Source organism: Sporomusaceae bacterium ACPt (genome assembly GCA_041428575.1).
Lineage (GTDB): Bacteria > Bacillota > Negativicutes > Sporomusales > Sporomusaceae > Sporomusa_D > Sporomusa_D carbonis.
Genome location: CP155570.1, coordinates 1,618,542 through 1,644,849 on the forward strand (window position 1 = coordinate 1,618,542; position 26,308 = coordinate 1,644,849).

The following is a 26,308-nucleotide window of genomic DNA, read 5'->3' on the forward strand; positions in this document are numbered from 1 at the left end:
GTATTAGTATGAGTGATAGAGTGTCTTTGAAAAATATGGTTTTTTATGGCTTTCATGGAGTATATGAATTTGAACAGGAATTAGGACAGCGTTTTTATGTTGATGTTGATATGAAAGCTGATTTAAGTCAGGCTGGTAAAAGTGACCGGCTTGAAGAAACAATAGATTATGTATCAATTTATAATCATACCAAGGATATATTAGAAAATCAACGGTTCCAACTCCTTGAGGCACTGTCTTACCATGTTGCTGAGGAAGTTTTACGGCTTTTCCCTAAGGTAGAAGAAGTGACAGTACGGGTGCGCAAACCGTCGGTGCCTATTGCAGCTGCTCTTGATTATGTTGAGGTCGAAGCCGTACGGAGACGGGACCAATGATTGCGCTGGGACTAGGATCAAATATTAGTGGCAACAATAATACCAGAGAGGAAAATATCGCCGGCGCGATTAAGTTGCTCAGTAATCACCCCTGTATTACTGTTACAAAAATATCTTCACTATATGAGACTGAGCCGGTAGGATTAAAGGAACAGCCTAGTTTTCTCAACGCAGTGATAGCTATTGAAACTGATTTGCCGCCACAGGAACTACTTGACGTTTGTTTAAGTGTTGAGCGACAAATGGGACGGGTGCGGGAAGTGCGCTGGGGTCCTCGCAACATTGATATTGATCTTTTAATCTACCATGATGAACAAATGAATGCCGAAAAACTTGAGCTGCCGCATCCGCGCATGCCTGATAGAAGGTTTGTCTTAACTCCGTTGGCTGAAATTGCCGGCGACATTCTTGTATACAAAGGCAAGACGGCAAAAGAGTTGCTGGCTGCCACCAGCGATAATAGCGAAGTAGTTTTATACGGTAAGATAAAATTATCCTAGTAGGAGAAGGATATTGGCGAATCATAGGGTTTTATTTATCAGCGCACCAATTGGTGCCGGCCATATTAAGGCTGCGCAAGCTGTCAGCCGAATGATGGAAGTAAGCCTTCCGGACACAAAAACTGAGTTATGCAACATATTCGATTTTTTCAGTCCAGCCATCGGCCAGACTATCCTTAATACCTATTTGAAAATTCTTGATGTTTTGCCTCAGGCTTATGGAACTCTGTACAGTTGGGGGAATCAGAGCCGTTTGGCTCTCTGGGGCCGGGAGTTGATCAGCCAATTTCTCGCCCGTTATATGTTAGATTATATTGAAAAATTTCAACCGTCAGTGATAGTCTGTACCCATGCGACTCCCGCCGGGCTGGTGGCTTGGCTAAAAAAAAGGCAGTTGCTTACCATTCCGGCTGTAGCTGTTATTACTGATTTTGTTGTACATCGCTTGTGGGTATACTCAGAATTAGACCATTATTTTGTCGCTCACACCGGTATGGCGGAATACCTGGAACAATACGGTATTTCTCCCCAAAATATATCTATTACAGGCATACCGGTGAGCCATAGTTTTAATCAATCATGGGACAGACGGCAGCTATTAAACAAGCTCGAGCTGGCTGGCGACCGGAAAAATGTTTTGATTATGGGGGGCGGCGCCGGAATTTTGCCCATGGAGGAAATATTCACGTTATGTGCGCAAATTGATATTCCCTTGCAACTCATGGCCGTTACCGGGAAAAATCAACATCTTTACAGAAAACTTAACTGTCTTAAACAAACAATGCCTCATCCGGTCAAAGTTTTTGGTTATGTAGATAATATATATGAACTCATGGCCGCTGCCGATTTATTAATATCCAAGCCTGGTGGTATGAGCGTGTCCGAGGCGTTGGCGTTGGGGGTTCCGCTAATTATTTATCGCCCCATTCCAGGCCAGGAAGAGGCAAACACTAATTATCTACTAAATAGTGGCGCAGCACTTAGGGCTGATTCAGTAGGAGAACTAAAATTTATCTTAACCAGACTGCTATTACCAGACAGTAATGAGCTTAGTATTATGCGCCGCCAGGCCTTAACAATTGGACACCCAACTGCCTGTAAAGATATAACAGGAATTATCGCTAATCGTTATTTTTCTTAAAATAAAGTCTAAAATTTTGTAAAAAATTGTTTAAATTGGGACTTAAGGGTCTTGACCTTTAGAATTTATCCCATGTATAATTGCTAGTATTACGATTTACCAAGTATTTACTACGATGTGCTATTGGGGTATCAAAGTTAGCTAATGTGGAGGAACTGGACATGGAGAATTTATACTTGGCGGCCTTACAGATGGTGCCAGGTATTGGCAGTTCACGCATTAAGGCCTTGGTCAACTATTTCGGTAGCGCCCGGCAGGCTTGGTTGGTTGACCAGGGCGATTTATTTTTATCCAAGTGTCTTGATAATACTGTTTGTAATAATTTACTTAGCTATCGGGACAAGATAGATATACATAAATTGGCTGAAGTTTTATTAAAAAAAGGTATATGTCTTTGCTGCTTGAAGGACGGCAATTATCCCGTATTGTTGCGAAATATTTTCAATCCACCGTATATTTTGTATTACCGTGGCACCTTACCACATAATGATAAATTAATCGCTGTTGTTGGTTCGCGTAAAGCTACGGTTTATGGCAAAAATGCGGCAAAGATGCTGTCTTCAGGTCTAGCTGCTGCCGGCGTAGGCATTATAAGCGGCGCCGCCCGAGGCATTGATACTGCAGCTCACCAGGGAGCACTGGAACTGGAGCAAGGTTACACCCTGGCGGTGCTTGGCTCAGGGGTAGATGTATGCTATCCACCTGAGAATGCCAAATTATTAGCTCGAATTGTTGAAAGAGGCGCCATAATATCTGAATATGCGCCAGGTGTAATGGCTCATCCGGGTCATTTTCCTGCCCGGAACCGTATAATCAACGGCTTGGCCCGTGGAGTGGTTGTAGTGGAGGCTGCAGAAAAGAGTGGGGCATTAATTACTGCCGACTTTGCCTTAGAGGAGGGTCGTGACGTATTTGCGGTCCCCGGAACTATTTTTGCGGCTAATAGTAAAGGCACCAACCGTCTGATTAAGCAGGGCGCTAAACTTGTTGACAGTGCTGCTGACATACTGGAGGAATATGGCTGGCAAACAACAATACCGGGTGAGCAGCCGGTCCTTAAGCTAACTACTGATGAACAAGCTGTATATCATTTGCTAAACTATGAAAGTCCTGTTGGAATTGAAGAAATTGTGACAAAATTGAATGTACCGCCCGCGACAGTCGCATATATATTATTGCAGCTTACATTACGGGGTTTGACGGTCGAACATAGTGGTCAACGCTATACTTGTGCCGCCAGGGAGGGAATTGAGTGACCAAAGCTCTAGTTGTCGTAGAGTCCCCGGCTAAAGCCAAGACAATCGAAAAATTTCTTGGAAAAAATTATTTAGTTAAAGCTTCCATGGGGCATTTGCGTGACTTGCCCAAAAGCCAGTTTGGCGTAGATATTGAGCATGGCTTTGAACCGAAATATATTAACATCAGAGGTAAGGGCGAACTGATAAAAAGCCTGAAAGAAGCTGCCAAAAATGCCGATACAGTTTATCTCGCGACTGACCCTGACCGAGAAGGCGAAGCGATTGCCTGGCATTTAGCTCACATCTTAAATATTCCAGAACAAACTACTTGCCGGATTGAATTCAATGAAATCACCAAACCGGCTATTCAACAAGCGGTTAAAAAACCGCGACCCATCAACATGCCGCGAGTGTATGCCCAGCAGGCCAGACGCATACTTGACCGGATCGTTGGTTACAAACTGAGCCCGCTTTTATGGCGTAAAGTGCGCAAAGGTTTGAGCGCCGGGCGGGTACAGTCGGTAGCTGTCAGGTTAATTTGTGATCGGGAAAAAGAAATCCAAGCGTTCATTCCTGAAGAGTATTGGACAATTACCGCTAAACTCAAAGAAAAACCTAATTCCAAAGCATTTGATGCAGAACTGGCAACAATTGACGGCAAGAAATTAGACGTCAATAACGAAGCTCAGGCTCAGCGTATTGTTGTTGAACTAAATCAGGCTGAATTTATAGTCAGTGATGTTAAACAGCGGGAGAGAAAACGCAATCCCTATCCACCATTTATCACCAGCAGCCTTCAGCAAGAAGCAGCTCGTAAATTAGGATTTACCTCCCGCAAAACCATGATGGTTGCCCAACAACTATATGAAGGTCTTGACATTGGCCAGGCCGGGCAGGTCGGCCTTATTACCTATATGCGTACCGATTCGACTCGGGTGGCTGAAACTGCTCAACAGGAAGCCAGAAATTATATTGAGTCCAAATTTGGTTCAGATTATCTGCCAGACAAAGCGCCGGTTTATGCCAATAAGAAGTCTCAGGATGCTCATGAGGCCATTCGGCCGACTACTCTCGGTTTGCCGCCTGAAGCCGTTGCGCCAAGTCTCAGTAAAGACCAACTAAAACTCTATACGCTTATATGGGAAAGATTTATTGCCAGCCAGATGAACCCAGCCATTTATGATACACTCACTGTGGAGATTACTGCTGGTCGCTATAAATTTAAAGCGACTGGATCACAGCTTAAATTTCCTGGATTTTTGGCGGCTTTTAGCGGTGCTATTGGCAAAGGTAAAGAAGTTGAGCAAAATTCCGATAGTGATTTGGATAATGAAGCTACTCTACCTGAACTTAAATCTGGCCAAATTTTAAAGCTGTATAAGTTGCTGCCCAACCAGCATTTTACTGAGCCGCCGCCCCGGTATACTGAAGCGTCGTTGGTCAAAGTGCTTGAAGAAAAAGGTATTGGTCGTCCTAGTACTTATGCTCCGACGATTGAGACTATTGTCGAGCGGGGTTATGTTGAACGTATTGATAAAAAATTCCAGCCAACTGAACTTGGCTTTGTCGTACTTGACCTCTTAAAGCAATATTTTAACAAAATTGTTGATGTCGAGTTTACGGCCGGAATGGAAGACCAATTAGATGACATAGCTGAAGGGAATGTCTCGTGGTTCGAGGTTTTAGAACAATTTTACGGTCCGTTTGCTAACGACTTGAGTTTTGCCGAAGAAGCTATCGGTCATGTAGAGCTGCCGGTAGAGGTATCTGATGTTGCCTGTGAAAATTGTGGCCGGATGATGGTCATAAAACAGGGACGCTATGGTAGCTTTTTGGCCTGTCCGGGATTCCCCGCTTGCCGCAACACCAAACCTGTCTTAAAAGATATCGGTGTAAAATGTCCAAAATGTGGCGGTGCTATTGTTGAGCGGCAGACTAAGAGGCGTAGAATCTTTTATGGTTGTGAAAACTATCCGGAATGCGATTTTACTACTTGGGATATGCCTTTAAAAGAAAATTGTCCTGTGTGTGGGGCGTATATGATTAGGCACAAATACAAAAATGGCGGTTTTGCTACAATATGCAGCAGTGAATCCTGCTCTTCAAGGCAAACTTCTGATAATAAAGAGTAGTAAATAGCCTAGAAGCTGATAAAGAACAGGCAGATACAAAGGAGCCTGCAACCAACCGGAGGAAAAAAAGTGGCTAGAGTTACTGTGTTAGGAGCCGGTTTAGCCGGCAGCGAAGCTGCTTGGCAGTTAGCTGAAGCCGGTGTTGATGTAGATTTATACGAAATGCGCCCTAAAGTCATGACTCCTGCCCACCATACAGGCATGTTTGCTGAATTGGTGTGCAGCAATTCGCTCAGGGCGGCGGCGGTAGAAAATGCCGTCGGACTCTTAAAAGAAGAGATGCGGCGATTAAATTCACTGGTTATGAAAGCAGCCGATACCCATTGTGTACCAGCTGGTGGAGCTTTGGCTGTGGACCGGAATGATTTTAGCCGGTTTATTACTGAAACCATAAGTAACCATCCGCGTATTTCCGTATTTAATAATGAAGTTACCGAAATACCTAATGCCAGGCCCCTGGTTATTGCCACCGGGCCGCTGACTTCTCCAGCCTTGTCCAGCGCAATCGCCAGTCTTACCGGCAATGACTATTTGTATTTTTACGATGCGGCAGCGCCGATTGTCACTGCTGATTCGCTGAACATGGATATAATTTATAGAGCATCCCGTTACGGCAAAGGGGATGAGGATTACCTTAATTGTCCAATGACCAAGGAACAATATGAATATTTTTGGCATGAGCTCACACATGCTGAAACAGCTCCGGTCAAAGAATTCGAAAAAGTAGTGGTTTTCGAAGGCTGTATGCCTATAGAAGCCATGGCTGCCAGAGGAATTGAAACCATGCGCTTTGGTCCCATGAAACCGGTTGGCCTAAAACATCCTAAGACAGGTGAGCTGCCTTATGCTGTTGTCCAACTCCGTCAGGATAACTTTGCGGCAACACTATATAATATTGTAGGGTTCCAGACTCACCTTAAATGGCCGGAGCAGCAGCGAGTTTTCAGACTTATTCCAGGCTTGGAGGATGCCGAATTTATCCGTTTCGGCGTAATGCACCGGAATACATTTATTAATTCACCTAAGATACTCTTGCCTACCTTGCAGATGGTTGATCAGCATGATATACTGTTTGCCGGTCAAATTACCGGTGTTGAAGGATATGTTGAATCAGCGGCAAGCGGCCTGATAGCTGGATTTAATGCCGGTCGTTTAGCTCACGGCTTGGAGCCGCGGGTTTTTCCGGTACAGACAGCTCATGGGGCATTATGCCGGTATATTACCCAAGCTGATCCGGGAAATTTCCAGCCTATGAATATAAATTTTGGTTTGTTGCCCCCTTTAGGTCAAAAAATAAAGGATAAAAAATTAAAGAACAGAATGATTGCTGACCGGGCCCTAAAGACACTAGGGGAATTTATTTGAATAATATGACAATATTATTGCGAAATTTTCTCAAGTATGTTAGTATAAAAGTAATTTCCTCAAGATAAGGATATTTTACATAGCACGAAAGAATGGTTAGGATGCCTGAGAGCAAGGAAATGCATCAAATTGACCAATTGATAGAGCAATTTGTACTCTATTTAAAAGTTGAGAAAAACGCCTCCCAGCACACGATTCATAGTTATCAGAAAGACATTATTCAGTTTGTAGAGTTTGTGTCTAGTCAAGGTGCTGGCAAGGAGCTGTTGGCAAGAGTTACTCCGTTAATAATTCGCAGCTATTTGGCTTATCTTAATTCGGAACAGTATGCCAAAGCGACTATCATGCGGCGGATTGCGGCGCTTAGGTCGTTTTTCCGGTTTTTATGCCGGGAAAGCATTGTAAGTGAGAATCCGTGCAATGCTGTTAGGACCCCAAAACTGGAAAAAAGATTGCCAGTTTTTCTTGACAGTAATGAGATTAGCGGGTTATTGGCCTTAGCGGATAGCACTCCACTCGGCTTACGTGATAAGGCTGTTCTAGAGATATTATATGCTACCGGGGTACGGGTAAGCGAACTTGTCGGGATTTGTTTACCAGATATTGACTTCGCCGGTCGAACAATTATTGTTTCTGGCAAAGGCGCCAAACAGCGAATAGTGCTTATGGGCCGGACAGCGGTTAATATTCTGGAACAGTATCTTTACAAGGCGCGACCCGAGTTATGTGCCAAAGCTGGCGAATACGGCAGGCAAGCGGCGAAGCCTCATAATCGTCTATTTGTTAATAGTCGGGGTGGGCCGTTGACAGACCGAAGTGTCCGGCGGATTATCGAAAAGTATATTGATGTGCTGGCAATTAAAAAAAATGTCAGTCCTCATACTATCCGCCACACTTTTGCTACTCATCTTTTAGACAATGGTGCTGACCTCAGGTCAGTGCAGGAACTTTTGGGGCATGTTAATTTATCTACTACTCAGCTTTACACACATGTAACTACAGAAAGGCTCAAAGCTAGTTATAAAAAGTCTCACCCGCGTGCTTAAAATTCCTCGGAGGTGATTGAATCATGTTTCATGCTACAACTATTGTTGCTGTTCGCCATCGGGGGAAAACAGCCATTGCCGGTGACGGGCAGGTTACTTTTGGTCAGAATACCGTTATGAAGCATAATGCCAAAAAAGTCCGCCGTCTTTATCATGGTAAAGTATTGGCTGGGTTTGCCGGGTCAGTGGCTGACGCGTTTACTTTATTTACAAAGTTTGAGGGAAAACTCGAAGAGTTTAACGGTAACATGATGAGGGCAGCAGTAGAACTTGCTAAGGAATGGCGTTTGGATAGAGTATTAAGACGGTTGGAAGCGCTCCTCATCGTTATTGATGCTGAACATCTTCTTATTATTTCCGGTAATGGCGAGGTTATTGAACCGGATGACGGGGTTACCGCTATTGGTTCCGGGGGGCCTTATGCACTTGCGGCTGCCCGGGCTTTAGTACAACATTCGACACTGGAGGCGGCTGATATTGTCCGAACTGCGCTTGAAATTGCCGCCGGTATTTGTGTTTATACTAACGACCATATTACGGTCGAAGAATTATAGTTTCTATAGGGGGGATGATTTTGCTAGAACTCACACCAAAAGAAATAGTCAATGAATTAGATAAATATATAATTGGCCAAAAGCAAGCCAAAAAATCGGTAGCTGTGGCTTTACGTAATCGCTGGCGCAGCAAAAAATTGCCTGCAGAGCTCAAGGAAGAAATTATCCCTAAGAATATTTTAATGATTGGTCCTACCGGCGTCGGCAAAACAGAAATTGCCCGGCGCTTGGCAAAACTTGTAAATGCGCCATTTGTGAAGGTGGAAGCAACTAAATTCACCGAGATAGGTTATGTTGGACGTGACGTCGAATCTATGGTGCGGGATTTGGTTGAGACATCAATTCGCATGGTAAAGCAGCAGAAGATGTTTGAGGTAAATGACAAGGCCAAGGATTTGGCCAATGAACGTATTCTTGATCATTTTGTTCCTGTAGCCAAAAAAGAGCCGGCGCGTAATCCCTTTGAAATGTTATTTTCGGGCGGCATGGGAAATGCTCAGGAAAAACCGGCAGAGCCGCAGGAACCGCCGCCGTTTAATACTGGTCGCGAATGGTGGCGTAAGCGCCTGGTTGCCGGTGAACTTGAAGATGAGCTTATAGAAATTACCGTAGAGGATACTACTCAGCCGGTACTGGGGATGTTCGCCGGGACTGGGATTGAAGAAATGGGCATGAATATTCAAGATATGCTTGGTAGCTTAATTCCCAAAAAACAAAAGAAACGCAAGGTAACAGTAGCTAATGCCCGGAAAATTTTCATCCAGGAAGAAGCACAAAAGCTGATTGACATGGATGAAGTAACAACAAATGCCATCAATGTAGCAGAAAACTACGGAATCATCTTTTTGGATGAAATTGATAAAATAGCCGGCAGAGGCCATAGTTCAGGCCCTGACGTTTCCAGGGAAGGAGTCCAACGCGACATATTACCAATTGTCGAAGGTTCTACAGTTGTTACCAAGTACGGGCCGGTTAAAACCGACCATATTTTATTCATTGCCGCCGGCGCTTTTCATGTTTCCAAACCGTCTGACTTGATACCAGAATTGCAGGGACGTTTTCCTATCCGGGTTGAACTTACTAACTTATCCAAAGAAGATTTTCGTCAGATATTAACTGAACCGGCTAATGCCTTGATTAAACAATATGTAGGCCTGCTGGAAACCGAAGGTATAAAAATTGAGTTTACCGAGGACGCTATTGATGAGCTTGCCGACATTGCTTGTAAGGTTAATACTCAGACTGAAAATATTGGCGCTCGTCGGTTACATACTATATTGGAGAAACTTTTAGAGGACTTGGCGTTTGAAGCTCCTGATGTTACCGGACAGCTTGTTGTCATCAATCGTGAATATGTTAAATCCAAGCTTGATTATATAGTTGTTAACCAAGACCTGAGCCATTATATTTTATAAGATTATTTGTTTTTATTATGAAAGGTGGATGAATATGTCATCATTATTAGAACGCACTCGTGCAATTAACAAATTGCTACAAAAATCAGAGAATGTTGAATACAGTGAAGTGTCATCTGTACTCAGCGCTGTTATGGCCGCTAATGTCTATATCGTCAGCAAAGACGGCACTGTTTTGGGATATGCCTTGCTTGACGATTTCGAATGCGATCTTATGCGTGACAAAGTGCTGCAATTAGGAAAATTTCCTGAGCGTTATGTGGAATGGCTGCAGAAGATTGACCAGACATCACCTAATCTTAGGTTGGAACATGGAATTTGTACTTTCAGCGCCGGCACTAATTGCTTATTTAACGACAAGTTTACTACTATTATACCAATTCACGCTGTTGGTGAGCGGATTGGTACACTCATTGTCGCTAAATTTAGCATCGAATTTACTGACGACGATTTAGTTTTGGCCGAATATGCCGCCACCGTTGTTGGTATGGAAATGCTCAGAGACCGCAGTGAAAAGATTGAAGAAGAAGCCCGGAAAAAGGCCACCGTGCAGGTGGCGCTAGGGACACTGTCTTACTCGGAACTTGAGGCCGTTATGCACATTTTAAGTGAACTTGAAGGCAATGAAGGTCTGCTTGTCGCCAGCAAAATTGCCGACCGTGTCGGCATTACCCGGTCGGTAATTGTCAATGCGCTGCGTAAGTTTGAAAGTGCCGGGGTTATTGAATCAAAATCGCTTGGCATGAAAGGAACCTATATTAAGGTACTTAATGAGCGGTTGCTTGATGAGTTGAAAAAATTGAAAAAATAATTTGTACATTTAACCAGCTACTGTTCGAGTAGCTGGTTTTTTGTTAAAAAAACTTAATAGCTTAACATCAGGTTTTTAAAGGATTTTTGCGAATTCTGTAGAAATATGCATAAGGTTACATAGCTAAAAATATGGTATTTTTGATTTATGAGCATAACTTTTTAGTTAACAGGAGGTTAGCGGATGCTTGACTCACTTTTAAACTCAACTCAATTGTCGGTATTGGAAAAAGCGTTGAGTGCAGCCGCACTTCGCCATGACGTAATTAGCAATAACATTGCCAATGTAAATACGCCTGGGTTTAAAAAAAGCGTAGTTAGTTTTGAAGACCAGCTTGAATTAGCCATGAGCATGCAAAAGCTGCCAATTGTCAGAACGCACGAACGCCATTTGACAATAAAATCTGCGTTTAACCCTGAACCGACCATAAACACAATCACCAATACTTCTTTGCGCAGTGACGGCAATAATGTGGATATTGACAGCGAAATGGCTGATCTGGCAAAAAACTCCATTTATTATGATGCTGTTGCGCAACAAATTAGTAAATATTTTGCCAACATTAAATCTGCAATAAATGAGGGGAGACGTTGATTATGGAACTGTTCCGGGCCATTGATGCTGCAGCCTCAGGAATGACGGCGGAGCGGTTGCGTATGGATGTTATTTCTAATAATATAGCTAATGCCAACACGACCCGCACTGCTGAAGGCGGTCCTTATCGTCGCCAGATGGTAGTTTTTGAACCCCGTTCAGGCCAGACTTCGTTTGAACAAGTACTTTCCCGCCAGATCGATGCAGGAACGGGTGTCCGTGTAACAGGAATTATTAAGGATAACAGTCCGCTAAAACTTGTGTATGATCCCAACCACCCTGATGCCAACCGCGAAGGTTATGTGGAAATGCCAAATGTTAATATTGTGTCGGAAATGGTTGACATGATTACTGCTTCCAGAGCCTATGAGGCCAACGTAGCGGCTGTCAATGCCGCCAAAAGCATGGCCATGAAAGCTCTGGATATTGGAAAATAGGAGAGTATAAATGAAGATTGAAGCGTTGAATTTAATGCCTGTTAAAGGCAAGCTGGCCGAGTTAAGCCCGGTTGATAAGTCGGAGAACCCGGAAAAATCTTTTAGTGACTTTTTAAAAGATGCCTTAAACAATGTTAATAGGCTGCAAAATGAATCCCAGCAGGCATCGATAAATCTAGCTGCCGGCAAAGTCCAGGATGTAGCTGAGGTTACCATTGCTGCTGAAAAAGCTGCAATTGCTTTGCAGCTTACAATGCAAGTGCGTAACAAAGTCGTTGATGCTTACCAGGAAGTTATGAGAATGCAGGTTTAATGCTTGGTTGAAAAAAGTGTTGTTGATAATACTGCTTATACTGTAATGTAGTCTAGGTATCTATTTTCCTTAACTGAAAGGGTGGAGACATGCCGGATTTGAAAGAACAGTCTCTGCGCCTTTGGCAAAATTTGAATAATAAACATCGGTACATTATTCTTGGCACGGCCGCATTTGTGTTTTTATCCATTTTGGTTTGGAGTTATTGGTGGGGCGGACGCCCTGATTATGTACCTTTGTTTACTACTCTTGAAGCTGAAGATGCAGGTAAAGTTACTGCAAAACTCAAAGAGATGAAGGTTCCGTATGAGGTTCAAACTGGCAGTAACGGCACTGACATTTTAGTGTCATCTAAAGATGTACACAGGCTTAGATTGGATTTGGCCAGTCAAGGTTTACCAAGGGGAAATAAAGGCTTTGAGATCTTTGAACAAAATAAATTTGGTGTAACCGAGTTTCAAAATAAGGTTCAGTTGCTACAGGCTATTCAAGGAGAGCTAACCAGGACTATTGAGCAAATGGACGAAGTAGAAAAAGCCAGAGTTCATATCGTTATGCCTGAAGATAGCCTCTACAAAAAAAGTGAAAAGCCGGCAACGGCATCTATTATGCTAAAGCTTAAACCATCCGCCCAATTGTCGCAACAGCAGGTAAAAGGTATTGTTAACCTGGTGGCTCATAGTGTTCAGGGTTTAAAACCGGAGAACATTACTATTGTTGATAATTTTGCCAGGGTTTTGAATGATCAGTCGGATGCGCCGCAAATGGCTGGTACTGCGGCTATGACCCAGTTTGAACTAACCAAAAAGGTGCAGGAAGACCTGCAGAAGAACATTCAAACATTACTTGATCAGACGCTCGGCATTGGCAAAGCAGCCGCCCGTGTTAATGTCGAGCTTAACTTTGATCAGCGTACTCTTGATCGCCAAGTTTTTGAACCTGTTGTCGATGACCGGGGAATTATCCGCAGTTCCCAGGAAGTCGACGAAAGCTACAAAGGCAATTCGGGAGCACCTGGGGGTGTTCCGGGAACTACGTCGAATATTCCGGGCTATGTGACCGGGAATAATTCCCAATCTAATTATGAAAAGAAAGAAGTAACCCGCAATTATGAAATAAATGAAACCAAAGAAAAAGTGATCAGTACACCTGGTTCCATCAAGCGGGTAACGGTAGCCGTGCTTGTTGACGCTGCAGTCCCTAAAACTCAACAGGATAGCCTGACCAGGACGGTAGCTTCGGCCATTGGTATTAATCCGGCCCGCGGTGATACTATCGCTGTGGAAAGCATACAGTTTAGCACCGAGCAAGCTGATAAGCAACGTAAAGAGGAAGAAGAATACGCCCGACAACAGCAACAAGCCTTTATGCTTAAAGTAGGACTTATTGTTATTGCTATTATCGCTATCCTTTATCTAATCCGGCTGTATGCCCGCCGTCGCGAGCAGGAAGAAGAATTTGTTGAGGTTGCTCCTGTTGAGCCACAGCCAGACGCTGATGCAGAATTGCAAACTGCCAAGAGAGAACTTACTGCTCAGGAAAAAGAACGGGCTGAGCAAAGAAGTTCAGTGGAAAAATATGCGAAATCACGGCCCGAGGATGTGGCCCAGCTTATTAAGACTTGGCTAGCGGAAGAATGAGAGGAGGTGTCTAGGCCATGTACCAGTCAAACGAATTGACAGGTAAACAAAAAGCAGCAATATTATTAATCGCTTTAGGACCTGACATCTCAGCCCAAGTTCTCAAACACATGCGTGAAGACGAAATTGAAAAATTAACACTGGAAATTGCCAATCAACGTAAATTGTCACAAGAACAAAAAGATAAAGTGATGGCCGAATTTCATCAAATGTGTTTAGCGAAAGAATATATTTCCAATGGGGGCTTGGACTATGCCCGCGAAGTTTTGGAAAAAGCGCTGGGAGCTGAGAAAGCGGTATCGATAATTAATCGCCTGACTACCAGCCTGCAGATTCGTCCTTTTGACTTCGCCCGGAAAACTGATCCTGGCCAACTGCTCAACTTTATACAAAATGAGCATCCCCAGACAATTGCCTTGATCATGGCCTACCTTCAGCCTGAGCAGTCAGCTGCTATTGTTTCGGCACTGCCGCCTGAACGTCAGGTAGATGTTGCCCGGCGAATTGCAACAATGGATCGTACATCTCCCGATGTTATCCGCGATGTCGAAAGAATTTTGGAGCGCAAATTATCATCGCTGGTAACACAGGACTTTACCGCTGCCGGCGGCGTAGATTCAATCGTTGAGATTCTTAACCGGGTAGACCGGACAACCGAGAGAACAATTATCGAGAATCTTGAGGTGCAGAATCCCGAGTTGGCCGAAGAGATCAAGAAGCGTATGTTTGTTTTCGAAGATATTGTGCTTTTGGACGACAGGTCGCTCCAGCTTGTGCTCCGGGAAATCGACAACAAAGACTTGGCATTGGCGCTTAAAGCGGCATCTAGTGAAGTTGCCAATAAAATCTATAAGAATATTTCCAAGCGTGCCGCTGAAATGCTCCGTGAAGAAATTGAATACATGGGTCCTGTGCGTATAAGAGATGTTGAGGAAGCTCAACAAAAAATTGTTAATAATATCCGTCGTCTTGAGGAGTCAGGCGAAATAGTTGTTTCGCGTGGTAAAGGAGACGAAATCATTGTCTAAGATTATAAAAAGTGTGTTGTTTGAAAAAAACTCGCCGGTAATTATTAAGCACCGGCCAGTACCTGAGCCGGTGCGCGAACAGCCGCAAAATATTGTGCCTGAGATCTGTCTGGATACTGTGCGAAAAGAAGCCGAAACTATTCTTGCCCAAGCCCGGACGGCAGCTGCCCAATGTTTGGCTGATGCTGAAATCCGGGCTCAGGACATAACGCGCCAGGCTCATGATGAAGGTCTTAGTCAGGGGTATCAGGAAGGGTTTAGTCAAGGCCGCCAAGCAGCGTTAACGGAAATGCAGCAAACTATGCAATTGTCTCTTGAAAAAGCCGAACGCATTATAAAAGCAGCTGAGCAGGAAGCTTGCCAAATGATAATTGATGCTGAACGGCAAATAGTGGAAATGACTTTTGCGATAGTCCGTAAGGTATTAGCGAGGGAGATTGAAGACAATCCAACTGTCATATTGCCGGTCGTCAAAGAAGCTTTGGCAAAAGTCCGCGACCAGGAACAAATTGTTATTAGAGTTAATCCAGAGGATTATGAAATGGTGTTGATGGCCAAGCGTGATCTGCAACTTATGGTCGGCCGGGAGCATGCCGTTAGCTTGTCGGCTGACCATACCATTGCGCCAGGTGGCTGTGTTATTGACACAGCTTTGGGTACCGTTGATGCCCGCCTGGACACTAAACTGGAAATGGTGTATAAAGCCATTCAGGAAATACTTCCATGAGCCAAGTATTTAGTGCTGCTAAGTATTTGTCAGCCATACATAGTGTTGACACCATTAAACTGAACGGCAAGATTACGCAGATTATTGGGTTAGTTATCGAATCTCAAGGCCCTAATGTTAATCTCGGAGAATTATGCTATATTCTTCCACGCAGCCAAAGGGACCCCATACCGGCTGAAGTTGTGGGATTCAGGGAAAAACGGGTGCTTTTAATGCCTGTTGGTGAGATGCAGGGCATAGGCCCGGGCTGTGAAGTAGTATCTGCTCACAGAACGCTCAGAGTCAGTGTGGGGCGACAGCTCTTAGGGCGGGTATTAGACGGCCTTGGTAATCCTATTGATGGCAAAGGTCCGTTAATCAGCAATACTCAGTATCCACTTACCACTTCACCGCCGCCGCCTTTGACCCGCCGCCGTATTTCCGAAAAACTGGCCGTGGGTGTCCGGGCAATTGATGGCCTTTTAACCATGGGACGTGGTCAGCGAATCGGTATTATGGCTGGTAGCGGTGTCGGCAAAAGCACTTTGTTGGGAATGATAGCCCGCAATACCGAAGCCGATATTAGCATCATCGCTCTTATTGGGGAGCGCGGCCGTGAGGTGCGGGAGTTTATTGAACGTGATTTGGGCGAAGAAGGCTTAAAACGGTCGGTTGTTGTTGTTGCTACTTCTGACCAGCCGGCACTTGTCAGGATTAAGGGGGCTATGACAGCTACGGCCATTGCCGAATATTTCCGTGATCAAGGCATGGATGTCATGCTTATGATGGATTCGGTTACCAGGTTTGCCATGGCTCAACGCGAAGTTGGCCTGACAATTGGTGAGCCGCCGGCTACAAGGGGGTATACCCCATCAGTGTTTGCTACGTTGCCCAAATTATTGGAACGCTCAGGTACAGGCGACCGGGGATCAATAACGGGAATTTATACTGTGCTGGTTGATGGTGACGACATGAATGAACCGATTGCCGATGCTGTTCGCAGTATTTTAGACGGTCATATTGTACTAACGCGGGAGTTGGCAGCGCAAAATCATTATCCGGCTATTGACATTTTGGCCAGTGTTAGCCGGGTAATGATGGAAATCACCGATAAAGAGCATGTACAGTGCGCCCAGCGCTTACGGACTTTATTAGCCACTTATCGTGAAGCGGAAGATCTGATTAATATCGGTGCTTACGCTCATGGCAGTAGTGCTAATATCGACAAGGCCGTTGCTGCTATTGGGGAAATAAAGAATTTTCTTCAACAGGACGTATACGAGAATACACCGATACCTGAAACACTGGAACGCTTAAAAATGATTGTTGCCTAACAACTATCAGGATGGTGAGCCATGAAGAAATTCCGCTTCCGCCTTGAGGCACTGTTAAAGTTCCGCAAAACGCAGGAGGAACAGGCGCAAATCAAACTGGCTGAGGCCACAAGCCGTTTGCAGGGTGAACAAGAACTGCTGGGTGAACTTCAAAATAAACTTGTTGCCAACTTTGCTTTGCTTAGTCGTCGGCAACAGGCCGGCAGCTCGACAATTGAAGCGCTTAAAACTTGTAGTTATTATATCGATAAAATAAAGAGAGATATTACCATTCAGGAAGAACAAGTTGCAAAGGCTACAGCCTATCGCCAGGAGTGCCTGGAAGAATTGACAACTGCTGCAAAACAGCGAAAGCTTGTTGCTAGCCTGCGGGATAAGCGTTTGGACCAATACTATAGCGAACTTTTGCAGGAAGAGCAAAAAATTCTTGATGAGCTTGGAACGCAGGTCTTTATACGTGACAAGGAGAGTGTATTATAATGCTACAAGGAGTTAATCAAGTTATTCAAAAAATTAATGATATTGAACGGCGTTTTTCGCGTGTTACGCCGGAACCTGCGCTGTCAGGTGATTTTGCCACAGCCTTTGCTTCAGCAACTGCTCAACAACAGGTAAGTATAAAAGCGGCGGCAGCTAATGTTAGTGCCGAAGGCGGCGATATATCCAAGATGGTTTATTTGGCTGCCGTCAAATATGGTGTTAATCCTAAATTGGCACTGGCTGTGGCGCAGGCTGAATCCGGCTTATCACCTAATGTTGTTTCACCTGCCGGAGCCGTTGGCGTAATGCAGCTTATGCCTGAAACTGCCCGTTCACTGGGAATTCGAAATATTAACGACGCTCGCGAAAATATTGATGGCGGTGTTCGCTACCTTAAACAAATGCTCACGATGTTTGATAATGATGTTACCAAAGCTGTGGCAGCCTATAATGCCGGGCCGCAAGCGGTAAAAAACTATAATGGAATTCCACCGTACCGCGAAACACGCGATTATGTTGCCAGAGTATTGTCACTGGCCAAGTAGAGGAGTCTATAACTATGGCTGTAAAAACTAAAAGTCCTGCTGCCAATTCCAAACAGCCGCCCTTATCTAAGCCTAAATCTGGCTTAGTGATGAAAAGTATGGCTATACTGGTAGCTTTATTGATACTAATAGCCATAGGCTTTGCGGTCGGGGTTTATTTAAAGTTAATTGATGTGGAAAAATTAGCTAATGATATGAACTTATCCCAATATCCGGTTGTTGGCAAGTTCTTTCCTAAAACCAATTTTGAAACTGTAAATATTGAAGATGATACTTTAACTACTCAGCCGGCAGTGCCGCCAAAACCAAACCAGGCTCCGTCTCAATCAATGCCGGTAGCACAGATACCTCAGCCTTCTGATCCTAACATAATAACTAAGGAAGATTTGGAGAAGCAGGCTAAGTTAAAACAGCAAGAGGAAGCTAAACGTATTTCCAAACTGGCACGGTTGTATGGTGGTATGAAACCGGAAGAAGCTACAGCAATCATGAAAGAACTTGATGATGCCACCGTACTTGCGATCTTTGGAAAAATGGATGAAGAGCAAGTGGCGAAAATTTTAGCATTATTTGACCCTAACCGCGCCGCCCGTTTGACTCAAGATATGCTTAGAGGACCGGCCAAGCCGTCTAGCCTATAGCATATAGATTACGTTGGTTTTGAAAGGAGGTGAAATAATGAATTTAGCGCTTAATATGTTGTCAGCCAATCTGGCGATACCATCAGTTTCTGCCGATAGAAGTGCCAACGGCAAACTAAATAGCGAGCAGGGGATTAGTTTCATTGATTCACTAAACAGTGTAATTTCCCAGTCTGATATAACAGATGCAGTAGAAACGAAGCAAACTATAGTGCAACCAATAATTTCTGCCAATACGAAACCGGTTAATCGGTCCCTTGTTTCCGGTATGCCAGCAGCCCTGGTAAAAAAAGGCGGCAACTCAGACGGCGGACAGGCGATAACTGAGTTTTCCGGTATACTGGCTGCTGAAACAGCCAAAGCTGACGATATTAATACAACGACGCAACCAGGTCAAGATTTATTGGCAACTATCAACAATTCAGCACTGGCTGCACCAATGTATTTCATTCTGCCGACAGCCAATCTATTGCCGGCTACTAAGGCTCAGTATGCAGTAACAACCGAACCTTCCGCTACTTCTATTGACGCACTGACATTCACCCAGTCCAGGATTATGTCCAATATGCCTGAATTACCTTTAGGTCCTACGCCTATAAGTTTAGGGCAGACCGATTTCTTAAACCCAGCAGGTGACAGTATTGTAGTTAATAATCAGGTTGAGCAAAATCAAAGATTGTTGTTCAACATACCAGAGTCTGCTCAGCCTCAAGTAGCTATACCTGTTCAGATCTTGAACGCCAATTTGAACAAAAGTCTTGGACAAATACCACTTCCCGAGCCTAATCTTACTGCTGATCCAACACTATCCGGAGCAGTGGTTGCCAATCCCCCAAAAGACATAAGCAGAATAACTGCATTATCCGGGAAGGAGACTGATCTTACAAACTCTAATCTCATTGCTGACCCAACACTATCCGGAAAGGTGGTTGTTATTCCCCAAAAAGATGTAGCAGCAATAGCTTCAATTTTTGATAGGATAACTGACGAGCCTGGACGGCAAGTTGCAGAAGACCGACTTTTGATGATTATTGGCAATCAGCAGGTTGATGATGTAAGCAGTTTCATTGATGGCGGGGGGAACGGTAACTTACCGGCTGAAGAATCATTGTTAAATCAGGTCGAGGGTGCTAAGGCGCCGGCTGTTGGCAGTGTAGATCAGCCTAATACCATGAGTCGCATTGCTCAATCCGTGTTACCTGGAACGGTAAGTAACAGTCGTGCTACCGATGCGGCGTCACCATCCAAAACATCTGGGAGAATAACTAACGAGCCTGAACGGCAAGTTATAGATCAACTCCCATTAGTCAATGTTAATCAGCAGGCTAAAGGTTTAAACAATAGTCTTATTGGCAATGAAAAGAAAGATGGCTTAACAGATGAAGGCTTGTTGTCGACGCAAACCGGGGTTGCCAAAGACTCAACTGCTAATAATGTTGATGGAACATCTTCCACCCCATTTGCTCATCGACTGGAAAATCTAATGCTGCCTACAAGTGATGCAAAGCAGGCGATTCCTGGGGAAATTCAGCATCAGCAGCAGGCTGATCCTCCTACCGATGTTCATCAAGTTATTAGCCAGATCATTGAGCAAGCAAGAATTATCAATAAACCGAATAACACAGAAATGGTTATCAAGCTCAAACCTGAGCATCTTGGCGAACTTACCCTTAAAGTTGTTGTAGATAATGGGACGGTAAATGCCAGCTTTCACTCCGGCAATACTGAAGTGCGCAATATCATTGAAGCTTCTTTGCCGCAACTTAAGCAAGACTTGGTCAATAGCGGTTTAAAAGTGGAAAACGTAACTGTTTACGCTGGTTTAAGCCAATTTTTGCCTAATCATGACCAGGACCGTGGCTCACGTCAGCAGCAAGTTAAGTTTACCAATAAGAAACCGGCAGACGGTTTTATCGAGGCTGTTGAGAGTGAGCTTGAACCAGGTAAAATGAGCGGGTTTGGTAGCCAATCTGGTGTGGATTACCGCATTTAAGGAGGAGGAGGTGTGCAATATGTCTAGTGTAAATGCTGCGACCGGCACGAGTCAGAGTACGGCTAACTCTGCCCAGACTACCCGTACCAAAAATGATAATCTGGGTAAAGATGATTTTTTGAAGCTATTAGTTACTCAGCTCAGATATCAAGATCCTATGAAACCCATGGAGGATAAGGAGTTTATCGCTCAAATGGCACAATTTTCAACTCTGGAACAAATGCAGAACATGAACTCGACTATGGAAATGACTCAGGCCAGTGGCTTGATCGGCCTGAAAGTAACCTGGCGTAGCGATAGCGGGCAAGAAAAATCAGGAGTGGTAAGCGCTGTAAGGTTGGTTAATGGACAACCCAAACTTGTTATTGGCGATACCTCCATTGAAATGAGCCAAGTAAGCGCTGTTGAGATTCCGAAAGGAAGTTAAGAACATGGCTGACAATCGTATTTATCATCCCTATCAACCATTATCTCCTGTCAATGCACCGGCACAGTCAACAGGTTCTCAGCCGGGAGCAGCAACCGGCAAGCAGGCGTTTGGTCCTAGTTTTGAGCAATTGTTACAACAGGAAATTGCCGGTGTTAAGTTTTCGCAACATGCGTTGCAACGTTTGAATAGCCGGCAAATTAAGCTTGACAGTAATCAACTTAACCAGCTCAGCCAAGCGGTTAATAAAGCGGCGCAAAAAGGAGCCAAAGAATCACTTATTTTAATGAATAACAACTTGGCGTTTGTGGTAAGCGTTAAAAACAAAACGGTAATAACGGCTATGGATGGCGCCAGTATTAAAGATAACGTGTTTACCAATATTGACAGCGCGGTAATTGTCTAGGGCTGGACCTCTCAAGGAAGCCCTCCAAGCTGCCGACTGATAGAGGCAGCTTACTTAAAAGTTTTATAATCAGGAGGTCGTTTATTTATGATGCGTTCTTTGTTTGCCGCTATGTCGGGTCTAAAAAATCACCAGACCCGCATGGATGTTATCGGCAACAATATTGCCAACGTCAATACGGTTGGTTTTAAAAGCAGTACTGTGAACTTTCAGGATGTGTTAAGCCAGACATTGCAGGCGGCATCGGCAGCGCAAGGCAACCGTGGCGGCACCAACCCGATGCAGGTCGGCCTGGGCATGGGCCTGGCCAGTATTAGTACTGATTTTACCGACGGTAGTCCGGAGGCTACCGGCCGGCTGACTGATTTAGCCATTTCCGGCTCCGGCTTTTTTATGGTTTCCGATGGTACTAATCAGCTATATACCAGGGCGGGTAATTTCGACTTTGATCCGAACGGCAATTTTATTGATATCAGTACCGGTTATACGGTTTACGGCTGGCAAGCCAACTCGAGCGGCATTATCAATACCAATACGCCGGCCACTCCGATTTCGATCGGTGCCAATATCAATATGCCCGGATTGACAACGACTTCCATGGAGTTCAGCGAAAATTTGGCAGCAGACGCCCATATTGGCAGTACGGTACAAGGAACAATTAACGTCTATGATTCTCTGGGGGTAGCTCATAAAGTTACTACCACTTTCACTAAAGTAGGTACAAATACGTGGGTTTATAATAATACGGTGCCGGATGCTACGGCAGGATCAATAACAAATGGCATTGGTGAACTGACATTTGATAGTACAGGAGCTCTGCAGAGCAAGAAGATCGTCGATCCTGCTTCAATTACGTCAAATACGATCAATGTTAGTGCTCTCACTTTAAATAACACGGCTGATTCAAAAGATACGCAGTATGTCACCGTTTTTGACGCAAATAAGAATTTGCATACCTTAAAAATAACGTTTACCTATAATGGCCTTGATGCAAACAGTAAGCCTAATTGGAGTTATACACTGACTGAAGAGGGGGGGACCGGTTCTCCGGTAAGCGGCACAATTGGGACTGCCGGACCAGGGGTAACATATACGGGTTTACCAACAACATATGATTACAGCGGTGGTACGGCAAGCATTACATGGCCCGCATATACTGTAAGCAGTGCTCCTACGCTCCTTACTGCTAATGCTGCCTATAGCCCATATACCACCCAGCCTAATCCGCCTGATCTAAAATTTGCTACGAACAACGGCGCAAATCCGTTAGCCGTCGGCCAAGATATGAGTGCTCTTACTCAGTACGGTGCTGACGGAAAGTCCACCGCGTGGATTAAATCACAAAACGGTTATCCCCAAGGTGAGCTGCAAAAATATTCTATCAACGTGGATGGTATAATTCTAGGCACATATTCGAACAACCAATCACGCAGTCTGGGGCAGGTGGCCTTGGCCAATTTTGCCAACCCGGGCGGCCTGACACGTACCGGGAGTTCCTTCTTTATGCAATCAGCCAATTCCGGTGAAGCACAAATCGGTACTAGTGGGACTGGCGGGCGCGGGTCTCTTCTTCCCGGCAATCTGGAAATGTCTAATGTGGATTTGGCCAAAGAGTTTAGTAATATGATCGTTACTCAACGCGGATTCCAGGCTAACTCCAAGATTATTTCGACTACCGACGAAATGCTGCAAGAACTGGCCAACCTTAAACGGTAATTAGTGGAAGGTAGCGGGGGGATTGCCTCCCTCCCGCTACCTATTTTTTAGAAATATAGTAAGGAGGGACTGTCATGATAAAGGTTACCAAGCTTAAAGCGCAAGGCTGCGATTTTGTGGTTAATGCGGAGTTAATAGAAACGATTGAAGAAACTCCTGATACTGTCATTACGTTGACCAGTGGCAAGAAATTGATTGTCGAGGAGTCAATGGATGAGGTGGTGCGCAAAGTAATGGATTATCGCCGGGCGTTGTTTAGAAATATGCGGTAAAAAATGACACGAACATAATGTTTGCGTGTTGGCACGCAGGTCATTAATCAAACACGCTAAATAATGGAGTAATGGAGGTGTGCCAGTGGCTGAAGAGGAAAAACCTAAAAAAATGTCGATGATGGTAGTCATCATCTTGATTGTGGTTGGTTTAATTTTAGCCGGTGGTATTTCGTATTTGATTGCGACCCGGGTTGTGTCTGATAAGACTGTGGAAAAAAAAGCTGCCCAGCATGAACCGGGACAGTTTATTAAGCTGGGCGATGTCAAGGAGGGTCTTATTCTCAATATTGGTGGTGTTAATAGCGGACGCTATCTCAAAATTGGATTAATTGTGGAACTAAAACCTGATAAGAATGCGCCACCCAAAGAAGGCAAGCTGCCGTCGCCTGAAGAGATAAAAATTCAAGACACTGCTATATATGTTTTGCGGTCGCAAAAAATTGAAGATTTCGATCCGGCCAAACAAGACCAGCTTAAAGAGTTATTAAAAAATGAAATAAATAAAACTCTTGGTGAAGAGCGAGTCTATGATATCTATATTACCAATTTTGTTTTACAGTAGATTCACTACAGTAATTTTAGTATAATAAAAATGACTATTAGTTAACTATAGATTACTTTTGATAATTTACTGATTTCTGGTACGGAGGAGGGGGAGGATTGGCAGGGTCAGATGTTTTGTCGCAAGCCGAAATAGACGAACTTTTATCAGCTTTGTCTACCGGTGTTGTAACTGCAGAAGAAATAAAAACGGAAGAAAAACAGCGCAAAATCAAGACATATGATTTTAGGCGCCCAGATAAGTTTTCTAAAGATCAAATACGTACTATTTATATGTTGCATGAAAATTTTGCCCGGCTGATTAATACCTATCTGTCAGCACATCTTAGGACTTTAATTCATATTGATGTCGCGTCTGTTGACCAGCTGACTTATGAGGAGTTTATCCGGTCAATGCCAAACCCCAGCGTTATCAGTATTTTCCAGATGCGTCCGCTCAAAGGCAATGCAATATTCGAGATAAATCCTAATATTGTCTTGGCTATTATTGACCGGCTGTTCGGCGGTCCAGGCTTGCCACCCGCTAAGCCTCGTTCATTGACTGACATCGAGGAGGCCATTATTCGACGGGTCATTAATAAGGCTTTGGAGAGTATGCAGGAAGCCTGGAAACAGGTTGTGGCCATTGAACCCCGCATGGAAGCGCTGGAGACCAATCCTCAGTTTACTCAGATTGTTCCTCCTAACGACATGGTGGTGTTAATTACTCTTCAGGCCAAAATAGGTCAGGCTGAAGGCTTAATTAACATCTGTATCCCATATCTGGTACTTGAACCGATTATGTCGAAGCTTACAACAACGTTTTGGGTTGCTTCAGCAGCTGCCAAGCAATCTTCACCAGAAACCATGAATGCCCTCCAACGGAAGCTGGCGAGAACTCTCATTCCGGTTGTTGTTGAACTGGGGTGTGCTACTGTTACCGTCCGCGAGCTTTTGGATTTGGGGGTGGGTGATGTGTTACAACTGGAAACTAAAGCAGAGAGTGAATTAAGTGTAATTATTGGTAACAGGGAAAAGTTTAAGTGTAAACCGGGTTTGGTCGGCAATAAGAATGCGGTACAAATTACTCAAGTAATTTCCCAAGGAGATGATAATGATGAGTGACGGATTTCTGTCACAAGAAGAAATTGACGCTTTATTAAGAGGCGAACCAATGGCAGCCTCGCCATCTCCGGCTGGACCTGATTTGTCAGACATTGAGAAAGATGCCTTGGGGGAAATTGGAAATATTTCTATGGGTACCGCTGCTACAACGTTGTCTGTACTTTTAGGAAGACGGGTATCCATTACTACACCAAAGGTTTCTATATCGACTCTAAATGAAATAAAGCGTCAGTATCCCCTACCGTATTTGGTTATTGAAGTCGGCTATACCCAAGGTATATTGGGTACCAATATTTTGGCTATGCGTGAACAGGACGCGCTTATTATTGCCGACTTAATGATGGGCGGTGATGGAACTAACCCGCCATCAGAACTTAACGAACTGTATATGAGTGCTGTCAGTGAATCAATGAACCAGATGATGGGTTCAACAGCAACTTCGATATCCACAATTTTTAAGAAGAAGGTGGATATTGCTCCTCCTAAAGTTAATTTGTTAGATTTTGCCGTAGATCCTAACGTTACTAATGTTATCTCAGGTGAGGAAGCTTTGGTATGTGTTTCTTTCCGCATGGAAGTGGAAGAACTTATTGACAGTGAACTTATGCAAATATTGCCGCTCAATGTTGCCAAGGAAATGGTAGAAAATTTAATGACGGCTGTTCAACAGCCGGTAGCTCCACCATCGCCACCGCCGCAAGCAGAGCCCGCTTCGCCCAGAACGGTAGCTACACCACCGCCTGCACCAGCGTATGCCCAGCCGGCACCGCAACCTAAGCAGCAGACTGTTCAAAATGTTGCCGTTCAACCTGTCCAGTTTGCACCGCTAAAGCCGTCAGGAACGCCTGGTACTGACACTAATATCGGCCTTATCATGGATGTACCGCTACAAATCACTGTTGAATTGGGACGGACTCGTAAACTCATCCGTGATATTTTAGAATTGACGCCAGGTTCAATTGTTGAGTTAGATAAGTTGGCTGGCGAACCTGTAGATATTTTAGTTAATGGTAAGCTGATTGCCAAAGGTGAAGTTGTGGTAATCGACGAGAACTTCGGGGTGAGAATTACAGATATAGTAAGTCCGTTGGAACGTGCGAATAATCTTCAGTAGTAGTAAATTTTAATTCATATTTTGAGATAGGGGAGATAAGTTAATGGCCATTAAAGTTTTAATTGTCGACGATGCTGCATTTATGAGAATGATGATTAAAGATATTTTATCCAAAAACGGCTATGAAATTATTGGTGAAGCGGAAAACGGCCTGAAGGCAGTTGAAAAATATCAGGAGCTTAAACCTGATTTGACTACTATGGATATCACTATGCCGGAAATGGATGGAATTACTGCCGTAAAACAAATTAAAAAAATTGATCCGGGTGCGAAAATTATTATGTGTAGTGCCATGGGGCAACAGGCAATGGTTATCGAAGCAATTCAATCAGGCGCCCGTGACTTTATTGTAAAGCCATTCCAACCTGATCGCGTGCTCGAAGCTGTGCGCAAAGCGGTCGGCTAGACAGGACCA

General features: G+C 44.2%; 29 protein-coding genes. All 29 read left to right on the top strand.

Features of this window, described 5'->3' with window-relative positions; translation table 11 throughout:
* The first annotated feature begins 8 nt into the window (after positions 1 to 8).
* Positions 9 to 377: a dihydroneopterin aldolase gene (gene folB, locus SCACP_RS08160; protein WP_425060841.1), complete on the top strand. Its 369-nt coding sequence runs from the start codon at positions 9 to 11 to the stop codon at positions 375 to 377.
* Positions 374 to 877, top strand: a complete 504-nt coding sequence (gene folK / locus SCACP_RS08165) for a 2-amino-4-hydroxy-6-hydroxymethyldihydropteridine diphosphokinase (protein WP_425060842.1) — start codon at positions 374 to 376, stop codon at positions 875 to 877. The genes folB and folK overlap by 4 nt, the downstream gene beginning before the upstream one ends.
* Positions 878 to 890: 13 nt before the next feature.
* On the top strand, positions 891 to 2,018 hold the full coding sequence (locus SCACP_RS08170) for an MGDG synthase family glycosyltransferase (protein ID WP_425060843.1): 1,128 nt from the start codon (positions 891 to 893) through the stop codon (positions 2,016 to 2,018).
* A gap of 161 nt (positions 2,019 to 2,179) precedes the next feature.
* Positions 2,180 to 3,274, top strand: a complete 1,095-nt coding sequence (dprA, locus tag SCACP_RS08175) for a DNA-processing protein DprA (RefSeq protein WP_425060844.1) — start codon at positions 2,180 to 2,182, stop codon at positions 3,272 to 3,274.
* Positions 3,271 to 5,388, top strand: coding sequence for a type I DNA topoisomerase (topA, locus tag SCACP_RS08180; protein WP_425060845.1), 2,118 nt, complete (start codon positions 3,271 to 3,273; stop codon positions 5,386 to 5,388). Before dprA ends, topA begins: the two co-directional genes overlap by 4 nt.
* A gap of 69 nt (positions 5,389 to 5,457) precedes the next feature.
* Positions 5,458 to 6,753, top strand: coding sequence for an FADH(2)-oxidizing methylenetetrahydrofolate--tRNA-(uracil(54)-C(5))-methyltransferase TrmFO (trmFO, locus tag SCACP_RS08185; RefSeq protein WP_425060846.1), 1,296 nt, complete (start codon positions 5,458 to 5,460; stop codon positions 6,751 to 6,753).
* 92 nt (positions 6,754 to 6,845) lie between these two features.
* On the top strand, positions 6,846 to 7,799 hold the full coding sequence (gene xerC, locus SCACP_RS08190; protein WP_425060847.1) for a tyrosine recombinase XerC: 954 nt from the start codon (positions 6,846 to 6,848) through the stop codon (positions 7,797 to 7,799).
* Between the two features lie 23 nt (positions 7,800 to 7,822).
* Positions 7,823 to 8,353, top strand: a complete 531-nt coding sequence (gene hslV / locus SCACP_RS08195; RefSeq protein ID WP_425060848.1) for an ATP-dependent protease subunit HslV — start codon at positions 7,823 to 7,825, stop codon at positions 8,351 to 8,353.
* A 14-nt stretch (positions 8,354 to 8,367) separates the two neighbouring features.
* Positions 8,368 to 9,768 (top strand): ATP-dependent protease ATPase subunit HslU, encoded by a 1,401-nt coding sequence (gene hslU / locus SCACP_RS08200; protein WP_425060849.1) that lies wholly within the window; start codon positions 8,368 to 8,370, stop codon positions 9,766 to 9,768.
* 34 nt (positions 9,769 to 9,802) lie between these two features.
* Complete coding sequence (codY, locus tag SCACP_RS08205) at positions 9,803 to 10,579, top strand: GTP-sensing pleiotropic transcriptional regulator CodY (RefSeq protein ID WP_425060850.1); 777 nt, start codon at positions 9,803 to 9,805, stop codon at positions 10,577 to 10,579.
* Positions 10,580 to 10,762: 183 nt separating this feature from the next.
* Entirely contained in the window at positions 10,763 to 11,173 is a 411-nt protein-coding gene (gene flgB, locus SCACP_RS08210) for a flagellar basal body rod protein FlgB (RefSeq protein ID WP_425060851.1), read from the top strand.
* Positions 11,174 to 11,175: 2 nt separating this feature from the next.
* A complete protein-coding gene (flgC, locus tag SCACP_RS08215) occupies positions 11,176 to 11,610 on the top strand; it encodes a flagellar basal body rod protein FlgC (RefSeq protein WP_425060852.1) in 435 nt (144 codons plus the stop codon).
* A 10-nt stretch (positions 11,611 to 11,620) separates the two neighbouring features.
* Positions 11,621 to 11,923, top strand: coding sequence for a flagellar hook-basal body complex protein FliE (gene fliE / locus SCACP_RS08220; protein WP_425060853.1), 303 nt, complete (start codon positions 11,621 to 11,623; stop codon positions 11,921 to 11,923).
* Between the two features lie 89 nt (positions 11,924 to 12,012).
* Complete coding sequence (gene fliF / locus SCACP_RS08225) at positions 12,013 to 13,563, top strand: flagellar basal-body MS-ring/collar protein FliF (RefSeq protein ID WP_425060854.1); 1,551 nt, start codon at positions 12,013 to 12,015, stop codon at positions 13,561 to 13,563.
* A 17-nt stretch (positions 13,564 to 13,580) separates the two neighbouring features.
* On the top strand, positions 13,581 to 14,591 hold the full coding sequence (gene fliG / locus SCACP_RS08230; RefSeq protein ID WP_425060855.1) for a flagellar motor switch protein FliG: 1,011 nt from the start codon (positions 13,581 to 13,583) through the stop codon (positions 14,589 to 14,591).
* Positions 14,584 to 15,318, top strand: a complete 735-nt coding sequence (locus SCACP_RS08235; protein WP_425060856.1) for a FliH/SctL family protein — start codon at positions 14,584 to 14,586, stop codon at positions 15,316 to 15,318. The genes fliG and SCACP_RS08235 overlap by 8 nt, the downstream gene beginning before the upstream one ends.
* A complete protein-coding gene (gene fliI, locus SCACP_RS08240; protein ID WP_425060857.1) occupies positions 15,315 to 16,631 on the top strand; it encodes a flagellar protein export ATPase FliI in 1,317 nt (438 codons plus the stop codon). The genes SCACP_RS08235 and fliI overlap by 4 nt, the downstream gene beginning before the upstream one ends.
* Before the next feature lie 21 nt (positions 16,632 to 16,652).
* Positions 16,653 to 17,111 (top strand): flagellar export protein FliJ, encoded by a 459-nt coding sequence (gene fliJ, locus SCACP_RS08245; RefSeq protein ID WP_425060858.1) that lies wholly within the window; start codon positions 16,653 to 16,655, stop codon positions 17,109 to 17,111.
* Entirely contained in the window at positions 17,111 to 17,656 is a 546-nt protein-coding gene (locus SCACP_RS08250) for a lytic transglycosylase domain-containing protein (protein ID WP_425060859.1), read from the top strand. The genes fliJ and SCACP_RS08250 overlap by 1 nt, the downstream gene beginning before the upstream one ends.
* Positions 17,657 to 17,670: 14 nt before the next feature.
* The gene (locus tag SCACP_RS08255) at positions 17,671 to 18,297 is read left to right on the top strand and encodes a MotE family protein (RefSeq protein ID WP_425060860.1); all 627 of its coding nucleotides are present in this window, start codon (positions 17,671 to 17,673) and stop codon (positions 18,295 to 18,297) included.
* Positions 18,298 to 18,334: 37 nt separating this feature from the next.
* Positions 18,335 to 20,290, top strand: a complete 1,956-nt coding sequence (locus SCACP_RS08260) for a flagellar hook-length control protein FliK (protein ID WP_425060861.1) — start codon at positions 18,335 to 18,337, stop codon at positions 20,288 to 20,290.
* A 19-nt stretch (positions 20,291 to 20,309) separates the two neighbouring features.
* Positions 20,310 to 20,717, top strand: coding sequence for a flagellar hook assembly protein FlgD (flgD, locus tag SCACP_RS08265; protein WP_425060862.1), 408 nt, complete (start codon positions 20,310 to 20,312; stop codon positions 20,715 to 20,717).
* Positions 20,718 to 20,721: 4 nt separating this feature from the next.
* Positions 20,722 to 21,123 carry a TIGR02530 family flagellar biosynthesis protein gene (locus SCACP_RS08270; RefSeq protein WP_425060863.1) on the top strand — a complete coding sequence of 134 codons (402 nt, stop codon included), beginning with the start codon at positions 20,722 to 20,724 and terminating at the stop codon, positions 21,121 to 21,123.
* Between the two features lie 87 nt (positions 21,124 to 21,210).
* Positions 21,211 to 22,839: a flagellar hook protein FlgE gene (locus SCACP_RS08275; RefSeq protein ID WP_425060864.1), complete on the top strand. Its 1,629-nt coding sequence runs from the start codon at positions 21,211 to 21,213 to the stop codon at positions 22,837 to 22,839.
* A gap of 74 nt (positions 22,840 to 22,913) precedes the next feature.
* On the top strand, positions 22,914 to 23,111 hold the full coding sequence (locus SCACP_RS08280; protein WP_425060865.1) for a flagellar FlbD family protein: 198 nt from the start codon (positions 22,914 to 22,916) through the stop codon (positions 23,109 to 23,111).
* An 85-nt stretch (positions 23,112 to 23,196) separates the two neighbouring features.
* Positions 23,197 to 23,676, top strand: coding sequence for a flagellar basal body-associated FliL family protein (locus SCACP_RS08285; RefSeq protein WP_425060866.1), 480 nt, complete (start codon positions 23,197 to 23,199; stop codon positions 23,674 to 23,676).
* A 98-nt stretch (positions 23,677 to 23,774) separates the two neighbouring features.
* Entirely contained in the window at positions 23,775 to 24,779 is a 1,005-nt protein-coding gene (gene fliM / locus SCACP_RS08290; RefSeq protein ID WP_425060867.1) for a flagellar motor switch protein FliM, read from the top strand.
* A complete protein-coding gene (gene fliY, locus SCACP_RS08295; protein ID WP_425061357.1) occupies positions 24,772 to 25,893 on the top strand; it encodes a flagellar motor switch phosphatase FliY in 1,122 nt (373 codons plus the stop codon). Before fliM ends, fliY begins: the two co-directional genes overlap by 8 nt.
* A 43-nt stretch (positions 25,894 to 25,936) precedes the next feature.
* Entirely contained in the window at positions 25,937 to 26,299 is a 363-nt protein-coding gene (locus SCACP_RS08300) for a response regulator (RefSeq protein WP_425060868.1), read from the top strand.
* Positions 26,300 to 26,308: the final 9 nt, after the last annotated feature.